Origin of the sequence: Embleya sp. NPDC059237 (genome assembly GCF_042754105.1) — a bacterium.
Taxonomy (GTDB): domain Bacteria; phylum Actinomycetota; class Actinomycetes; order Streptomycetales; family Streptomycetaceae; genus Embleya.
The window spans coordinates 131,364-147,609 of sequence record NZ_JBHZAE010000021.1; the positions used below are offsets into that span (position 1 = coordinate 131,364).

Sequence of the window (16,246 nt, forward strand, 5' to 3'; positions counted from 1 at the left end):
GGCGATCCCCACCCCCACACGGCCGACGGCCACGGGGGGCCGGCCGGGCGAGCGGGGATCCGATGAGGTCGGCGCAGGCTCGAATCGCTCCCACGACCCATCGCCGCCGCCTTCGACGGGACGCAACGAGGAGGCGGGGACGACGCGAAGCGCCCTGCCGCACGCCGACGGCCGGCATGACGAGAATCGGCATGCGCGGGTTCGGGGCGACGCCTGGCCCGGCGCCGGAGTCACCCGCGGTCGGTGACGGCTGTGAGCGGCCGGCCGAGGCGGTGCGCGGTGGTGACATGGGGGCGAATGCGCACGATGGCGTCGTGGGGGCCGTGGACCCAGCCCGGGAGTACCCGCCGGTAGTGGTCGCGTTCGGGCCCCGGGGGCAGCGGCCGGGCGGGGCCGGTCGCGGCCACGCTCCAGCCGCGGGCCGTGGCGGGGTCGATCTCGTCGGCGTGGTACGTCACCATCGGCACGGTCTCGTCCGGCGGTACCAGGACGTCGAGGGGGACGGGCGCACGAACGACGAGGCTGCCGTGTTCGAGGATGTGCCGCGCGGGTCGTATCGCGGTGATGCCGGCGAAGCCGTAGAGCAGGCGCCCGGTCGTGGCGCCCTCCAGCAGCCATAGGGCCTCGGCGCCGGAGATCTCGATCAGGCGGGGTTGGGCGGCGGTCATCGTGCGTCCTCCCTGACGGAATCCGCGGTGTCGACGGGAACCGGTCGCGGGCGTGCTGCGGTCGGTACGGGCTCAGGGGCCTGGTTCAGGGGTGCTCCGGCAGGTCGATGCCGTGTTGTTCGGCGAGTCGTTCCAGGGCGTCCAGGCGTGCCTGCCAGACCTCCGTGCCGTATGCGTCCTCGTCCTGACGGGCCTGATCGAGCTTGTCGCGGGCCTCTTCGATGCCGCCGGTCAGTTCGTGGATGAATTCCCCCACGGGGTGCCTCCTGGAGTGGTGGGCGGGGCAAGTGCGGCGGCGGTGCTGTCGACCTTCGACGAATGCGTTCGTTGTACGCCCCTCCATCTCCTGATACTTGCCGCAGTTGCCAATCTTATCAATTGCTAAGCTATCGTCTTCGTCGGGCTTAGGTCTCGTGTTGCCGAGTCGGCACGGGAGCGACCCGAGAGGGAGGTGGACGCGGATGCCGGGAAGCTGGGGGGATCTGTTCAGGTGCGCCGTGTGGACGCGGGCTCGCGAAACGGCCGCGCGATCGAGATCGGCGCGAGGATCGGACCGGTGTGCGGCGCGGAGCGGTACGGGCTGCGGATCGTCGCGCCGCAGCGGCGCGCGGACGTGCTGCCGACCACGGGGACGGTGAGCCGGAACCCGACGGAGCCACTGCGGCGTGCGTACGCGGCCTGTGGGCCGCTGAAGGCAGCGGCGGTTGCGTGGCCGCCCCCGCCCCACCGTGCGCGAACCCGATGCGCCGGGACCCCTCCCACGACCCAAGTGCACGAGCACACACGAGCACAGACACGAGGACCATCCGTGCCCACCACACGCCCACACCCACCCGAGCAGCCCGGCCGCCACGCGGCGGTCACCGCGGCCGCACCCCCTCGCACCGTGACCCCCGGGAAGGACGTGAAGCGGTGAGTACCCCCCTGTACGAACTGAAGGCCGAGTTCTTCAAGACGCTCGGGCACCCGGCCCGCATCCGCGTCCTGGAACTGCTCAGTGAACGCGAGCACTCCGTCGCCGAGATGCTTCCCGAAGTCGGCATCGAGGCGTCGCGGCTGTCCCAGCAGCTGGCCGTGCTGCGCCGCGCCAACCTGGTGGTGGTCAGCCGCCGGGAGGGGTCGACGGTCTACTACACCCTCACCAGCCCCCAGGTGAGCGAACTGCTCGCGGTCGCGCGCGGCATCCTGACCGGGCTGCTCACCGAACAGATGGAACTCCTCCAGGACCTGCGCGCGACCACGCGCGAGGTCTCCCCCGGGCCATCCCGGGGCTGAGTCGGACCGCATCCGGAGCCGCCCACCCGCACGACGGCCGCCGGGGACGAACGCCCGGCCACGGGCGGCCCGCGGGGCATCGGCACAGCGCACCTTCCAGGAACGAGGTTCCCCACCATGAACGACCGGCGGCAGGCACCCCACCCCGCGCGGGACACCCCTCCTCCCGCGGTCGGGACACGGGTCGCCGGCCGGCTCGCCCTGCTGCCCGGACGCGGCGACCTGCGCAGCATGCGCCGCTCCCCCGGACGCGACCTGGTCGCCGGCCTGACCGTCGCGGTGGTCGCGCTGCCGCTGGCGCTGGCGTTCGGCGTGGCCTCGGGACTGGGCGCCCAGGCCGGGCTGGTCACCGCGATCGTGGCCGGCGCCCTGGCCGCCGTCTTCGGCGGGTCCAACCTCCAGGTGTCGGGCCCGACCGGGGCGATGACCGTCGTCCTGGTCCCGGTGGTCGCCGCGCACGGCACCGACGGCGTCCTGATGGTCGGCCTCCTCGCCGGGCTGATCCTCGTGCTGCTGGCCGTCCTGCGGCTCGGCCGGCTCGCCGCGTTCCTGCCGGCCCCCGTGATCGAGGGGTTCACCGCCGGTATCGCCGTGGTGATAGCCCTGCAACAGGTCCCCGCCGCGCTCGGCATAGCCCACGCCGACGGCGACAAGGTCTGGCAGAGCGCCGCCGACGCCGCCTCCCGCTGGCTCGACCGGCCCACCGCCGCCGCGCCGGTCACGGCCCTGGCGGTCGCCGCCGTCATGCTCCTGGGGGCGCGATGGCGTCCGGCGATCCCGTTCTCCCTGGTCGCCGTGGCGGCGGCGACGGCCCTGGCGTGGTCCGCGGACCTGCCGCTGACGCCGATCGGGGACCTGCCCGCGGGGCTGCCCGCGCCCTCGCTGGGCTTCCTGGACACCTCCCTCCTGGTCTCCCTGCTGCCCTCGGCCGCGGCGGTCGCGGCGCTGGCCGCGCTGGAGAGCCTGCTCTCGGCGACCGTGGCCGACGGCATGACGGTCGGGCAACGGCACGACCCCGACCGGGAGTTGTTCGGCCAGGGGGTGGCGAACCTCGCCGTACCGCTGTTCGGCGGTGTCCCGGCCACCGCGGCCATCGCCCGCACCGCCGTGAACGTACGCGCCGGCGCCACGTCACGCCTGGCCGCCCTGACCCACGCCGTCGCGCTGGCCGTCATCGTGTTCACCGCCGCCTCCCTCGTCGCCCACATCCCGCTGGCCGCCCTCGCCGGTGTCCTCCTGGCGACCTGCGTGCGCATGGTCGAGGTCTCCGCGCTGCGCGCCCTGGCCCGCTCCACCCGCCCCGACGCCCTCGTCCTGGCGCTGACCTTCGTCGTCACCGTCGCCCTGGACCTGGTCACCGCCGTCGCGGTGGGCATCGGCCTCGCCGTGATCCTGGCCCTGCGCTCCGTCGCGCGCACCGCCCGCCTCGAACAGGTCCCGTTGGACACGAGCGACCACACCGACGAGGAACGCGCCCTCCTCGAAGCGCACATCGTGGCCTATCGCCTCGACGGGCCCCTGTTCTTCGCTGCGGCCCACCGCTTCCTGCTGGAGTTGTCCGAGGTCACCGACGTGCGGGTGGTCATCCTGCGGATGTCCCGCGTCACCGCGTTGGACGCCACCGGCGCCGGCGTCCTGGGCGATGCCGTCGACAAACTCGAACAGCGTGGCATCACCGTCCTGCTCTCCGGGATCAAGCCCGCCCACGACGACATCCTCGCCACCCTGGGAGTGGCCGAGCACCTGCGCCGCGACCGGCGGATCCTGCCCGACACCCCGGCCGCCATCGAGTACGCGCGGACCCTCATCGGGCAGCCCCACGACCGGCCCGGCCCGTTCGGCGCCGACCCCGCCGCGCGGACGCCGCCGTGCTGAACCGCGATCCCGCCGGCCGCGACCACCCGAACGCCAACCCCGCCTTCAGCGTGCGCATCCACGTGTCGCCCGCCGCCACCGACATCGTCGAGGACATCCTCGCCGACGCCCCCAATCCCGAGCGATCGGATCGGAGAATCGCCATGCCTCCCGACGACACGAACGCGGAACGCCCCACCCCGCCACGCCCCGTCGGGAGACGCCAAACCCAGAAGGAAATGGAGCGAGGCATCATCGTCTGGCTCCTCGTATTCACCTTCGGAACGCACCTGATCGGCGGCGGAATCTGGCTCTACATCCACTTCAGCGGTCGCGGCTGACCGCCCCAGCGTCGCCCCCTCGTGAACAAGGCCAAGAACAAGGCCAAGAACAAGGCAAGGAAAGACCACCGATGAGCGATGCAACCCAGACCCTGCCGAACTGCCCCGAGTGCACCGGCGCCCACACCTACGAGATGGGCGCGTTGCTGATCTGTCCCGAATGCGGCCACGAATGGTCGCCCACGTCCGCCGCCGACACCTCGGATGCGCCGATCAAGGACGCGGTCGGCAACACGCTCGCCGACGGCGACACCGTGACGGTGATCAAAACACTGAAGGTCAAGGGCAGCCCGACCGGGATCAAGGCCGGCACCAAGGTGCGCAACATCCGCCTGGTGAACGGCGTGGACGGCCACGACATCGACTGCAGGATCGACGGATTCGGACCCATGCAACTCAAGTCCGGCGTCGTCAAGAAGGCCTGAACCCGACCCTGCACCAAGGTCGCGACCCCGCTCAGCTCTCGAATTCGCGGACGCGCAGCACGTCGAGGTTGCGGAACGTGGGCTGCCCGTCGCACAGCTCGGCCAACCGCGCCGCGAATTCGGCCGTCTCCGGGCGGTTGGAGTTCTCCATTGCCAGTTCGTGGGACGGGAATTCCACGATGTTCAGATACACGTTCTCCCGGTCGAGGTCGCGGGTCTGCGCAGCGCGCGTCGCGATGCGGTGACCTTCGTTTTTGGCGACCCAGTCGTCCAGGGCGGCGTCGAACTCGTCGATGCGGGTCGTCCGGTATTCGATGATCTGGATGAATGTCATTGCTCCGGCCCTCGGCGTTCGTAGTGACGGGCGGGCCGCCGGCCGCGGGACAGCGGCCCCTGCCACCTCCAGGGTCCCGCCGGCGCTCCGGACTCGCAAAGCCGCCACCCGAGGTCGGCCGAGGCTCCGGTCCGCCAGGGTCGGCGTGTAGGCGCGGGCCGACAGGGAACGATCCCAGCCGGTGGCACCCGACGGCGAGAGGCATCGCATGCGGATCGGCATCATCACGACCGCACGCCCGGGTCTGGAGCACCTGGCCGCCCGCGCGGAGGAACTCGGTTTCAGCAGTTTCTGGGTATACGACACGCCGATGGTCCACGGTGATCCGTTCGTCGCCCTCGCGCTCTGCGCCAAGTCCACCAGCCGGATCAAACTCGGTATCGGGGTCACCTCACCGGCGCTGCGCTCCGCGCCCGCCGCGGCTGCGGCGCTCGGCAGTCTCAACGCCCTCGCTCCCGACCGCGTCATCTGCGGGGTCGGCACCGGCAACACCGCACGCCGCACGCTGGGCATGCGGCCGGCCAAGACGGTCGAACTCGAGTCGTTCACGGCGGCCTTGCAGGATCTCACCGCGGGCCGCGAGTCGGACCATCACGAGGGAACCCGGTCGAGCAGGGTGCGCTTCCTGCACGTCGACGGCTACGTCAACACCGAGGACCCGGTGGAGTTCGTCGTGGCTGCGTTCGGCCCGAAGGTTGCCGCCGTCGCCGGTCGCCTGGGTACGGGAATGATCTCCTTCGCACTGCACGCTCCCGAGGCCTGGTCCGCGCTCGGCCGGGCCCGCCGGGCAGCGGCACGGGACGCGGGCAACAGCGAGAAGGCGCATACGTACCTCGTCTCCTCCCTGTACGTCCTCGGCGACGGTGAGGACCGGTACGGCGATGCCGTCAAGGACGCGATGGGGCACATCGCGGTGAGCGCACTGCTCCTCGCCGTGGAGGACCCGGCCTTCCGCGCGGCCCTGCCGCAGGAGGAGTCCGCGGCTGTCGACCGCCTGCTCCACCTACGCGGCACCACCGCCACCGACCCCAATCGCCACCACACGCTCTACCACAACTATCTCGGCCGGCTGTCCCCCGAGGAGCGCGATCTCGTCGTGCCATCACTGGTGGACAGGTTCGGTCTGATCGGTACCAGGGACGAACTCCGAGAGCGGATCAACGCGCTGGAGAAGTCGGGGGTCGAGGAACTCGTGATCCAGCCCGTGGTGAACCCCGAGGCGGAAATGGCCGAAATCGCCCGGCTTCTGCCCTGACACCGCACAGCCCGATCATGGCGTCGCTGTCCCGAACGTCGCCCGGACAAGGCTCCGACCAGGCCCGACGGTGTTCCGCTTGTCCGGGACAACGCCGTCCCCTTGCTCACCCCCACGGCGCGAACAATGCTCGGTGAGGGCCGTCCGGATTGCCGATAGGGCCCACTCGACACGCACCACCGATTCGGCACCCGATCCTTCCACCTCACAGGGGAAATCATGAAGGGCACTCTCAAGGCGTTACTGGTCACCACCGCCGTAGCGGCCGCCGTGGGGATCACGCCCGCCACCGCGAACGCCGCGGCCGACTGGTCGTGCCGCTCCATCGCGAACCAGTACATGTACTTCAAGCCGGACACCCCCCTGCACGCCAAGCCCCTGGGCAGCTCCCAGGTCTACGCCACTTTCTCCAGCCCGCAGTTGATCGACGGCTCGTGCGTCAACAAGTACGGCAAGCAGTGGTGGCGTACGGGTTGGTCCTCCGGATATGGCTACATCTACGACGGCTATCGAACCGGCTGACCGACCGCCGTCAATCATTGCCTCGAAAGGGTGAACTCTGGGGTCACGATGCCGCGGCGACGGCGCCGACGGCGGGCGCGAAATCCCGGCGTCGTGGCCCCTGCCCGCTCTCCCGCGGCTCGCTGCCATTCCCCCTCGAAGGTGTCTCCGCCCGAAAACCCCGTTGCCGTCGACGCGTCGAACCGCCCACCGTGGACGCCGTGAACCGATCCTCCCGACGTCGTCGTGACCCGGCCGCCGAGACCATCGCCCGCGGCGTGGCCAGTGGCGAGGAACTCTTCGGTGGCAAACTCGCCCACAATCATGGCGCGTTCGCGCATCAGGACGCGCACCTGCAGCTGTCGCTGCTCGGCACGTTCCGGCAACTTCCCCGGCTGGTCGCGGCGTCGGTACGGCTGGCCTGGCGCACCGACCCCCGGGCGTTGTCGGCGGTCGGTCTCGCCGAACTCGGGCGGGGTGTGGCCGGAGCGTTCAGCCTGCTGGCCACCAATCAGGTCCTGGTGCGGTTGTTCGCCCAGGGCGCCACTCCGGACCGGGTACGGGCCGCGTTGCCGGCCCTGTTGGCGTTGGCCGCGTCCGGGGTGGTCGTGTCGTTGCTGCAGGCGCTCTCCACCGGCGCGGCCGGACGTCTGGAGCCCAAACTCGAACGTGTCGCCGAGACGTCGCTGCTGAGCAAGACGGCCAGGGTGGAGATGGCCACCCTGGAGGACGGTGACTTCAAACGCCTGCTGCAGTCGGCGAGTTGGGGTACCGATGCCTCCCGGAGGATGATCTCGTACACGATCGGCATCGCCAACGCGTTGATTTCCCTCGCCGCCGCCGCAACCGTACTCGCCGTGCTGCATCCGGTGCTGCTGCCGCTCCTCGCGTTGATCACCGTTCCCCAGGCTTGGGGCGCGGTCCGCGATGCGCGCCGGCGCTACGCCTCCGTGCAAAAGTGGATCGACCACAACCGGCAACAGGGCGAAGTCGCGTGGCATCTGCGGCACATCGGGTCCGGTCCCGAGGTCCGCGTACACGGAGTCGGCGACTACCTGGTGGAACACTTCGAGCGGATGGCCGCGGCCGGCGAGGCCGAGGAGAGCCGACTCGCGCGCGCCGAAGCCGTCACCGGCCTGCTGTCCGCCGCCCTGGCGGGGCTGGCCACGGGCGTGACATACGTCGTGCTGGGTTGGCTGACCTGGACCGGGCGCACCGGGCTGGCCGCGTCCGGCACCGCGGTCCTGGCGATCCGCACCGGCACGGGAGCACTGACCCGACTCGTCGAACAGGTGCAACAGACGTACAAACAATCGCTGTTCGTCCAGGATCTCGAACGCGCCTGCGCACTCGCCGACGAACACGCCATCCCGCGCGGCGGCCTGCCCGTGGAGCGGTTCCCCGACCGTATCCGGCTCGACGACGTCACCTACACCTATCCCGGCCGCGACACCCCCGCCGTCGACGCCGTCTCCTTGACCATCGAACGCGGCCAGGTCATCGCGCTCGTCGGCGAGAACGGCTCCGGCAAGTCCACCCTGGCAAAGATCATCGCGGGGCTGTACCGACCGCAGTCCGGGCACATCCACTGGGACGGCATCGACGACACCACCCTGGACCGCGACCAACTCTTCGGCCGCGTCGCCCTGATCTCGCAGTCCTTCACCGAATGGCCGTTCACCGCCGCCGCCAACATCCGCATCGGCCGCCCCACGACGCAAGGGCACACCACGGACGGCGTCGCCACGACCGTGCCCGGCCCACGGGCACACCCCGACACCGCCCCGGAACGCCCGGGGCCCACCCCGGATCCCGCGCTCGAAGCCGCCGCCCGATACGCCGAGGCCGACCGGGTCATCGACGAACTCCCGAGGAAATGGCACACCCTCCTCGACCGCTCCTACGTCGGCGGAGTGGCGCTGTCCGGCGGACAATGGCAACGCATCCTCCTGGGCCGCGGCGTCTACCGCGACGCCGACCTCATCATCGCCGACGAACCCACCTCCGCCCTCGACGCCAGGGCCGAAATCGCCGCGTTCGAACGCATCCGCGCCCTCGCCGACTCCGGACGCACCGTCATCCTCATCACCCACCGCCTCGCCGGCACCCGCCTCGCCGACCACATCTACGTCCTCGACCACGGCGCCCTCATCGAACACGGCACCCACCACGAACTCCTCGCCCACGAGGGCCGCTACGCCACGATGTACCACATGCAAGCCAATCAATACGAAACCGGACACAACGGCAGCGGACACAACACAGCTCAGCCACCGGGCTGACCCGCACTCTCGGCGACGCTTGCTTCACCTATCGATATTCGATAGATTCCTATCGTAATTCGATGGAAGGGGTGGGCCATGGGAAAGCCGGCCGTGCATGCCTTGCGCGCCGTACTCGCGGTGGTGCTCGCCGGCACCGTGTTCGTACAGGCAGCGATGGTGTGGGCGTTGATCGGCGGGAACGACCCGGAGGACGGGTCGCTTCCGCTGAACCCGCTGCGCGTGATCACGATCCTGGGCATGGTGTCGGTCCAGGTCGCCCTGGTCTGCGTGTGGCGGCTGGTGACGATGGTGCGACGCGGAACCGTGTTCTCCCATGACGCCTTCCGGTACGTGGACGGCGTGATCGGCGCGATCGTGGCAGCCGCCCTTTTGTGGTTCACGGTCACGGCCCTCAATGCGCCGGGTCAGCGGGACGACCCGGGCGTCACCGTGATCATGGGCGGGATCGGCGTGGCCATCCTGGGGGTCGCGCTCGTCGTACTCGTACTGCGGATGTTGCTTGCCCAGGCCGTCGCGCGCGACGTCGAGGCGGCGCGGATGCAGGCCGAGCTGGACGCGGTGATCTGATGCCGATCACCGTCGACATCGACGTGATGCTCGCCAAGCGGAAGATGTCCGTCGGCGAGCTGGCGGACCGCGTGGGGATCACGCCCGCCAACCTGGCGGTACTCAAGAACGGCCGCGCCAAGGCGGTCCGCTTCGCGACGCTCGCCGCACTCTGCGACGTGCTCGAATGCCAGCCGGGCGACCTGCTGCGCTGGGAGGCCGAGGACGCCGCGGACGCCGCGGACGCCGCGGACGTCACGGACGGATGACGTGTCCCAGGGCCGACGTGCGGGCCCGGAAGATCGTCCGGCGCGGTGGTCCACGGGCACGGCAAGCAGGGAACCAACTGACCTTCCTCGAACAACTCGGCCTCGCCCCCACACCGAGCTGGGCGAGCCGAGCTGCCGCCTCCACGCGTACGTCCTGGTCCGGATCGACGAGGCAGGCGGCGAGCAGGTCCCGTCAGTTGCAGCGTCGGACTCCACCGGCGCCGGCATCGCGGGCCCAAGGCGACGTGTGCGGCCACCGCGCGGGGTGTCGGACGTACGGGTCGCCGTTTTGCATCGTGCGTCGATCCGCACGAATCCCTTGTCCGGGTGCACCCGAATGGACTAGACCTCTGCTACGCCTGCCCCCTGGCGTATGGACGCACCGCCGGAACCAGGAGATCGTGTATGCCCGTTCGTCCCTCCGGTCTGCTCGCGGCCGTCACCGCCGCCGTGCTGCTGGCCACCGCCACCACCACCGCGCACGCCGCGAACGTCGCCGGCCACGGGTCCCACGGCCCGAAGCCGAAGGGCCAGCGGATCGGCTACTTCACCCAGTGGGGCGCCGACAGCTCCGCCAAACGTGTTCAGGAGACCGGCCAGGCAGCGAAGCTGACCATCATCAACTACGCCTTCGGCAACGTCTCCGCCGAGGGGACCTGTTTCGAGGCCAACGTCGAGGGCCAGGGCTACGCCTACGACGACTACCAACGTCCGTTCACCGCCGCCCAGTCGGTGGACGGCGTGGCCGACGCGCCCGACCAGGCGCTCAAGGGCCACTTCAACCAACTGCGCAAACTGAAGGGCGAGAACCGGCAGCTCAGTACCGTCATCTCGCTCGGCGGCTGGGCCTGGTCCAAGTACTTCTCCGACGCCGCCGCCACCGACGAGTCGCGCAGGAAGTTCGTCTCCTCCTGCGTCGACCTCTACATCAAGGGCAACGTGCCGAGGCTCGACGGCGCCCCGGAAGGCGGCCAAGGCGCCGCCGAGGGTGTCTTCGACGGCATCGACGTCGACTGGGAGTATCCGGGTGGCGGCGGCGCGGAGGGCAACGTCTCGCGCCCCGAGGACGGCCGCAACTTCACCCTGCTGATGGCCGAATTCCGCAAGCAGCTCGACGAGTACGCCGCACAGCGCGCCAAGGCCCAGGCCCACGGCAAGCCCCGGCACTACCTGCTGACCGCTGCCCTGCCGGCCAGTTCCGTGGTCGCCGACCGCCTGGAGATCCCCGCGGTCTCCGCCGCGGTCGACTACATCAACCTCATGACCTACGACCTCCACGGCAGTTGGGAGGCCAAGGGTCCCGCCAACCACCACGCCAACCTGTACTCCGACCCCACCGACCCCGACGTCCGCCAACGCAGCGCCGACAAGGCCGTCGACCACTACGCCCGACTCGGCCTGCCGTCCGGGAAGACGGTCCTGGGCGTCCCGTTCTACGGCCACGGATGGACCGGCGTTCCAGCGGGCGAGCGCAACGGCCTCTACCAGAAGGCCACCGGCACCGCACCGGACCTCACCTACAAGGAACTCGGCGCCCGCCCCGGCAGGACCTACGTCGACCGCGTCCACGGCGCCTCGTGGAAGTACGACGGCGACACCTTCTACAGCTTCGACAACTCCGAAGTCCTGACCGCCAAGGCCCGCTACACGCGCCGTAACGACCTGGCCGGCGTGATGATCTGGGCCCTGGACGGCGACGATTCGCACGGAAGCGCCGTAGCCGCACTGGACCGCGGCCTGCGCCGCTAGAGGGCGTCCGAAAACATGCTTCGGGCAAGCCGACTTGGGAGTCACCATGGGCGGCGCACGTCGGGCACCGCGGTGATCGGCGCCCCTGGATGACACCAACGCGCCGCCCCTGCCCGGGAGTTCGGGCAGGGGCGGCGCGTTCGCATTCGGAGGGTGGTTACACCGCCAGTCGGTGCACGCTTCCGTAGGTCGTGCCCGCGAACAGCCACCGGCCGTCGGGCGATACGGTCAGCGACGAAACCGACGGTTCCGGCAGGTTCTTCGTGATCGAGCCCCAGGTGTGGCCGCCGTCGGTGCTGCGGAGCACTCCGAGGGCCGGGGAATGGTATTCGTGCGAGCCCGCGAACACCGTCGAGCCGTCCGGGGTGAACGCCAGCGAACTCAGGTAACCGCTCAGGTCGCCGGCCGCCTTCGTCAGGTTCTTCCCGCCGTCGGTGGTCACGTACAGCGCGTCCCTGGCGGCGATGACCGCGTGGCCCGGGGTGCGCGGGTTCAGCGCGATCGCGCTCACCCAGCCGTCGAGAAGCTTGGTCAGGGTGACGCCGCCGTCGGTGGTGCGGAACAGCCCGTCCGGGCCACCGAGCCAGGCGCTGTCGGGGTCGACCGGGTCGACGGCGACGCTGGTGAAGCCGTTCAGGTCGTCCTGCCCGTTCTGGACCAGGGACTCGCCGCCGTCGTTGCTGGTGTACACGGCCGACGGCGAGTGGGTGGCGATGTACAGCCGCTTCGGGTCACCGGGGCTGACCGCGATGCCGAGTGCCTTGCCCGGTACGGCCGTTTGCGTGATGGTCCACCGCACGCCCGCGTCGGTCGACTTCTCCAGGTAGAAGCAGGGTTGATCGAAGGTGCAGGTGTTGCGTACCCGGTACACCGTCGAGGGGTTCGACGGATCGGTGGCCAGGCCGTCGATCCTGTTGCCCACGGTGTGCGGCGCCGAGCCGGAGAAGCCCCATTCCTGGTACCCGCGCGGCAGTCGGCTCTTCAGGGGCGCGGACGACTGGTAGGTGCCGGTCATGGTGCCCGCGACGATCGCCGGGCCCGACTTGCCCTGGGCGACGGTCAGCGACAACACCTCGGAGCCGGGCACGCCGATCCGGCGGAAGGACTGGTGGTCGTCGGTGGTGTAGATGCCCGCGCCGGCCGAGATGACGTCCGTGCCGGGCCGTCCGGGAAACGTGCCGATGCTCTCGTACAGGTCGATGCGGGCCAGGCCCGCCTCGGGGCGCCAGGTGCGGCCGTTGTCGCGGCTGCCCCACTGCTGCATCTCACCGGTGGACTGATTGACCTGGACGTGCAGCCGGCCCGAGCCGTCCACGACCGCGGCCAGGACCACCACGTCGGTGCCCCACGGCCCGCGCAGCGCCCGCCAGTGCGCGCCCCGGTCGGTGGAGACCTGCGCGACCTGCAGGTCGCCCCTGGCGACCAGGGTGCCACCGGTGCCGGTGAACTGATCGACGCCCGCGCCGGTCGAGCCGGGACGGGGCAGCTTCACCGGGGTCCGCGCGCCTCGGCGCAGCACCCAGACGTCGGCGCCGGCGGTGAAGTACAGGTCGCCGTCGGTGAACTTCGGGTTGCGCGCGTCGGCGGGGGCACCGGCCAGCAGCTTCCAGGTGTTGCCGTTGTCGGTGGTCACGTGCACACCCTCGGCGCCCGTCGCGTACAGCCGCGCGCCGGTCGGGTCGAACACGACGCCGCTGATCCCGCCCGGGGTGTCCAGCACCCGGGTGAACGTTTTGCCGGCGTCGGTGCTGCGCAGCACGTACCCGCGCCAGTGCTCCTTCTCCACACCGCCCGCGAACACCACGTCGGGCCGCAGCGGGCCGGCCGCGATGCCGCCGGCGTCCGTGGCGTCCACCGGCAGTTCGTTGCTCTGCTGCCAGGTGGTACCCCGGTCGTCGGATCGGAAGACGACGTTGCCGATCGGGGTCTGCACGTAGGCCCGTTCGGGCCGGGCGGGGGTGAACGCCAGTTTGCCGCCGGTGCCGTTCGGGCCGACCTGCCGCCATTCGTTGCCCCGGGTGGCCAGGGTCGTCGGCGGGTCGGCGGAGTCCGCGGGTTCCGCTCCGGCGGGCACCGTGCCGAACGCGCCGAACACGGTGCCGAAGGCCACCGTGGCGATCAGGAGTAGTCGGCGCCGGGACACCTTCGCTGAACTCGACCGTGAATGTTGTGCGTTGAACATGCCGTCTCCCATGGGGCCGGTGGTGTGCTCTTTGTAGTCGCGGCTCCCGAGGGTCGGCCAGGTGTGGCCGCCGGCCGGTTGCGGCCGGCGCCGGAATCGGCCATGCTCGCTCGCCATGGAAAATGACGAGTTGGTGTTCGGCGCCGTCGGGGTCGCGCCGTTCGACGAGCGGGTCTATCGCACCGTTTTGGCCGGACCGCCGGTCACTGTGCGCGACTTGGCGGAGCGCACCGGCTCGGGCGCCGAGCGGCTGCAGTCAGCCCTCGCTCGGCTGCGCGGCCACGGTCTGGTCAGCCGGCTCTCCGGCCGCCCCACCCGGTGGGCGGCCGTCAGCCCCACCGCCGCCCTCGCCGCCCTGGTCCGCAACGCGCACGCCGACCTCGGCCGGGTCACCGAGACGGCCGCCGAACTCGAGGCCGTCTACCGCGCGCTCGGCGAGACCGCCCGCCCCGGCGAAGGCGTCGAACTGCTGACCAGCGCCGACGAACTCGGCCGGTGGTTCGCTCGGCTCCAGCAGGAGGCCACCGAGGAGATCATGAGCCTGGACCGGCCGCCGTACGTCCTGGCCCACGGCAACCCGCTCCAACACACCCTGCTGGGCCGCGGGGTTCGGTACCGCACGATCTACGCCCCCGAGTCGTTCGAGATACCCGGGAACCTGGACGTCGTGTCCGGCCTGTCGCAGGCCGGCGAGGAGGCCCGGGTCCTCGCCGACGTCCCGCTGAAGATGTCCGTCGCCGATCGCCGGATCGCCCTGCTGCCCCTGCACCTCGACCCGCCCATCACCCGCAGCGTGGTCATCCGGGGCACCACCCTCGTCGACGCCCTGGTCACCCTGTTCGAAGGGCTCTGGACCCAGGCCGTCCCCCTCACCGCCGCCGGCTCCGGGTCGGCGGGCGACCCGCTCGACGCGGAGGACCGACGGATCCTGAACCTGCTGCTGTCCGGACTCAAGGACGAGACGATCGCCCGGCAACTGGGCATCAGCACCCGGAGCCTGCGGCGGCGAATGCGGGTGCTCCTCGACGAGTTGGGCGCGGAGAACCGGTTCCAGGCAGGTGTACAGGCGGTGCGGCGCGGCTGGGTATAGGGGAGTTCACGTGGGGCGCTCGCACAGGGGCGCTCACACCGGGCCTCGCACGGGGCGCTCACGCAGGGGCGCTCACGGCCGATGGGCCGTCGCCGATCCCGCGTACGTCCGGCCGCTCACCGGGCCTCCTCCGGTCCGGCGTCCGCCGGTTCGTGGTCCGCGCAGTCCACGCGTAGTTCGCCCGGCCCGAACGGTGCGTCGACGAACGCGCAGTGGTGGGGGCGGTCCGGGTCCTGCGGGTGCGCGTCCGGTCGGAAGAAGCGGCACGTCACGCACGTACGCGAGACCGGGATCGCGTCGTGCTCCTGCAACACCTTGATCATCGTGGTGGTTCCGCGCAACATCGCCGCGACATCGGCGTCCGACAGCGCGTCGAGGGCCTCGCGCAGCGGCGCGGGGACGACGCCGAGCCGATCCGCCTCCGCCCGGCCGGCGTCCGTCAGGGTCAGCGTCACCGCGCGCGTGTCGACCGGATCGCGCCGGCGGTCGACGAGGCCCTTCGAGGTGAGCGCACGCATCGCGTCGCTGACCGTCGGCGGCGTGGAGGCGAGCGCCTTGACGATCTCGCCCTGCCTGCGCGGTCGGGCGTCCGCGGCCAGGTACAGCAGGATGTCGGCCTGCAACGGACTCAGCTTCGCCGGACCGCCGTTGTGCCAGGCCGTCAGGCGCACCGCCTGGCCGAGCCGGGTCAGGCCGAGCAGCAGGTGCTCGGTGGGCGAGAGCCCCGGTGGTCCCTCCATCGGCGTGCTGCCTCTCTTTCGTTTCTTTTTCCCGCTCCGGATCGCCCCGTCTCTTGCATTCTAGGCAGTGCCAACTACATTTGGCACTGCCAACAGTCCTTCGGCACACGCTGCCGAAGGTCCGGTTTCGCATACCCAGTCGAGGAGTTCCCGCCATGTCCCGTCTGTCCATGGTCGACCCGGCCACCGCCGCCCCCGATGCCCGCCGCCTGCTCGCGAAGGTGGAAAGCGCCCTCGGCGTGACGCCGAACATGATGCGGGCGATGGCCGTATCGCCCGCCGTCCTCGACGGCTACCTCTCCTTCGCCGGCGCGCTCGCCAAGGGATCGCTGTCGGGCGCGCTGCGCGAGCAGATCGCGCTGGTCTCGGCCGCCGAGAACGCGTGCGAGTACTGCTACGCCGCGCACCACGTACTCGGCGCCCACGCCGGGGTGAGCGACGCGGACCTGGCGTCGGGCGGCCACGCCGAGGCGTCCGACCCGAAGGCCGCCGCGGCGCTGCGCTTCGCGCGGGCGGTGTTGCGTACGAAGGGCTTCGTGTCCGACGCCGAACTCGCCGACGTACGCGCGGCGGGTTACGACGACGGCGAGATCGGCGAAATCATCGGCGCGGTCGCGCTCAACGTGTTCACCAACTACTTCAACTCGGTCGGCCGCACCGAGGTCGACTTCCCGCCGGTCGCACTGCCCGGGTAAGTCCCGAGCCGGCCACGGCGGTTGGGGCGGCCACCGG

The 16,246-nt window shown here is 70.9% G+C and carries 17 protein-coding genes; 12 read left to right on the forward strand and 5 right to left on the reverse strand.

Features of this window, described 5'->3' with window-relative positions:
- Positions 1 to 230: 230 nt before the first annotated feature.
- Positions 231 to 668, reverse strand: coding sequence for a pyridoxamine 5'-phosphate oxidase family protein (locus ACFXKZ_RS43595; protein WP_380010773.1), 438 nt, complete (start codon positions 666 to 668; stop codon positions 231 to 233).
- Between the two features lie 85 nt (positions 669 to 753).
- Positions 754 to 924, reverse strand: a complete 171-nt coding sequence (locus tag ACFXKZ_RS43600) for a hypothetical protein (RefSeq protein ID WP_380010776.1) — start codon at positions 922 to 924, stop codon at positions 754 to 756.
- Positions 925 to 1,580: 656 nt separating this feature from the next.
- On the opposite strand from ACFXKZ_RS43600, the gene ACFXKZ_RS43605 reads away from it, so the two are divergent.
- The 4 genes from ACFXKZ_RS43605 (at position 1,581) to ACFXKZ_RS43620 (ending at position 4,563) form a co-directional block, all read left to right on the forward strand.
- Positions 1,581 to 1,943: an ArsR/SmtB family transcription factor gene (locus ACFXKZ_RS43605; RefSeq protein ID WP_380010779.1), complete on the forward strand. Its 363-nt coding sequence runs from the start codon at positions 1,581 to 1,583 to the stop codon at positions 1,941 to 1,943.
- 231 nt (positions 1,944 to 2,174) lie between these two features.
- Positions 2,175 to 3,818 carry a SulP family inorganic anion transporter gene (locus ACFXKZ_RS43610; RefSeq protein ID WP_380010990.1) on the forward strand — a complete coding sequence of 548 codons (1,644 nt, stop codon included), beginning with the start codon at positions 2,175 to 2,177 and terminating at the stop codon, positions 3,816 to 3,818.
- Positions 3,812 to 4,138, forward strand: coding sequence for a hypothetical protein (locus ACFXKZ_RS43615; RefSeq protein WP_380010782.1), 327 nt, complete (start codon positions 3,812 to 3,814; stop codon positions 4,136 to 4,138). Before ACFXKZ_RS43610 ends, ACFXKZ_RS43615 begins: the two co-directional genes overlap by 7 nt.
- Before the next feature lie 71 nt (positions 4,139 to 4,209).
- Complete coding sequence (locus ACFXKZ_RS43620; RefSeq protein WP_380010785.1) at positions 4,210 to 4,563, forward strand: zinc ribbon domain-containing protein YjdM; 354 nt, start codon at positions 4,210 to 4,212, stop codon at positions 4,561 to 4,563.
- Positions 4,564 to 4,594: 31 nt separating this feature from the next.
- On the opposite strand, the gene ACFXKZ_RS43625 is transcribed toward ACFXKZ_RS43620, so the two are convergent.
- A complete protein-coding gene (locus ACFXKZ_RS43625; RefSeq protein WP_380010788.1) occupies positions 4,595 to 4,897 on the reverse strand; it encodes a hypothetical protein in 303 nt (100 codons plus the stop codon).
- Between the two features lie 208 nt (positions 4,898 to 5,105).
- On the opposite strand from ACFXKZ_RS43625, the gene ACFXKZ_RS43630 reads away from it, so the two are divergent.
- The 6 genes from ACFXKZ_RS43630 to ACFXKZ_RS43655 all read left to right on the forward strand — a co-directional run bounded on the left by ACFXKZ_RS43630 (position 5,106) and on the right by ACFXKZ_RS43655 (position 11,502).
- Positions 5,106 to 6,152 (forward strand): LLM class flavin-dependent oxidoreductase, encoded by a 1,047-nt coding sequence (locus ACFXKZ_RS43630; RefSeq protein WP_380010993.1) that lies wholly within the window; start codon positions 5,106 to 5,108, stop codon positions 6,150 to 6,152.
- Positions 6,153 to 6,371: 219 nt separating this feature from the next.
- Complete coding sequence (locus ACFXKZ_RS43635; protein WP_380010791.1) at positions 6,372 to 6,674, forward strand: hypothetical protein; 303 nt, start codon at positions 6,372 to 6,374, stop codon at positions 6,672 to 6,674.
- A 200-nt stretch (positions 6,675 to 6,874) separates the two neighbouring features.
- Positions 6,875 to 8,935 carry an ABC transporter ATP-binding protein gene (locus ACFXKZ_RS43640; protein ID WP_380010794.1) on the forward strand — a complete coding sequence of 687 codons (2,061 nt, stop codon included), beginning with the start codon at positions 6,875 to 6,877 and terminating at the stop codon, positions 8,933 to 8,935.
- Between the two features lie 78 nt (positions 8,936 to 9,013).
- Positions 9,014 to 9,505, forward strand: a complete 492-nt coding sequence (locus ACFXKZ_RS43645; RefSeq protein ID WP_380010797.1) for a DUF2975 domain-containing protein — start codon at positions 9,014 to 9,016, stop codon at positions 9,503 to 9,505.
- Positions 9,505 to 9,753, forward strand: coding sequence for a helix-turn-helix domain-containing protein (locus ACFXKZ_RS43650; protein ID WP_380010800.1), 249 nt, complete (start codon positions 9,505 to 9,507; stop codon positions 9,751 to 9,753). Before ACFXKZ_RS43645 ends, ACFXKZ_RS43650 begins: the two co-directional genes overlap by 1 nt.
- Positions 9,754 to 10,158: 405 nt before the next feature.
- Positions 10,159 to 11,502, forward strand: a complete 1,344-nt coding sequence (locus tag ACFXKZ_RS43655; protein ID WP_380010803.1) for a glycoside hydrolase family 18 protein — start codon at positions 10,159 to 10,161, stop codon at positions 11,500 to 11,502.
- Between the two features lie 157 nt (positions 11,503 to 11,659).
- On the opposite strand, the gene ACFXKZ_RS43660 is transcribed toward ACFXKZ_RS43655, so the two are convergent.
- The gene (locus ACFXKZ_RS43660; RefSeq protein WP_380010806.1) at positions 11,660 to 13,684 is read right to left on the reverse strand and encodes a WD40/YVTN/BNR-like repeat-containing protein; all 2,025 of its coding nucleotides are present in this window, start codon (positions 13,682 to 13,684) and stop codon (positions 11,660 to 11,662) included.
- A gap of 115 nt (positions 13,685 to 13,799) precedes the next feature.
- On the opposite strand from ACFXKZ_RS43660, the gene ACFXKZ_RS43665 reads away from it, so the two are divergent.
- A complete protein-coding gene (locus ACFXKZ_RS43665) occupies positions 13,800 to 14,774 on the forward strand; it encodes a helix-turn-helix domain-containing protein (protein ID WP_380010809.1) in 975 nt (324 codons plus the stop codon).
- Between the two features lie 116 nt (positions 14,775 to 14,890).
- On the opposite strand, the gene ACFXKZ_RS43670 is transcribed toward ACFXKZ_RS43665, so the two are convergent.
- Positions 14,891 to 15,514 carry a MarR family winged helix-turn-helix transcriptional regulator gene (locus tag ACFXKZ_RS43670; RefSeq protein ID WP_380010812.1) on the reverse strand — a complete coding sequence of 208 codons (624 nt, stop codon included), beginning with the start codon at positions 15,512 to 15,514 and terminating at the stop codon, positions 14,891 to 14,893.
- Positions 15,515 to 15,669: 155 nt separating this feature from the next.
- Here ACFXKZ_RS43670 and ACFXKZ_RS43675 point away from each other — a divergent pair, with 155 nt between their 5' ends.
- Positions 15,670 to 16,209: a carboxymuconolactone decarboxylase family protein gene (locus tag ACFXKZ_RS43675; RefSeq protein ID WP_380010815.1), complete on the forward strand. Its 540-nt coding sequence runs from the start codon at positions 15,670 to 15,672 to the stop codon at positions 16,207 to 16,209.
- The last annotated feature ends 37 nt before the right edge of the window (positions 16,210 to 16,246 follow it).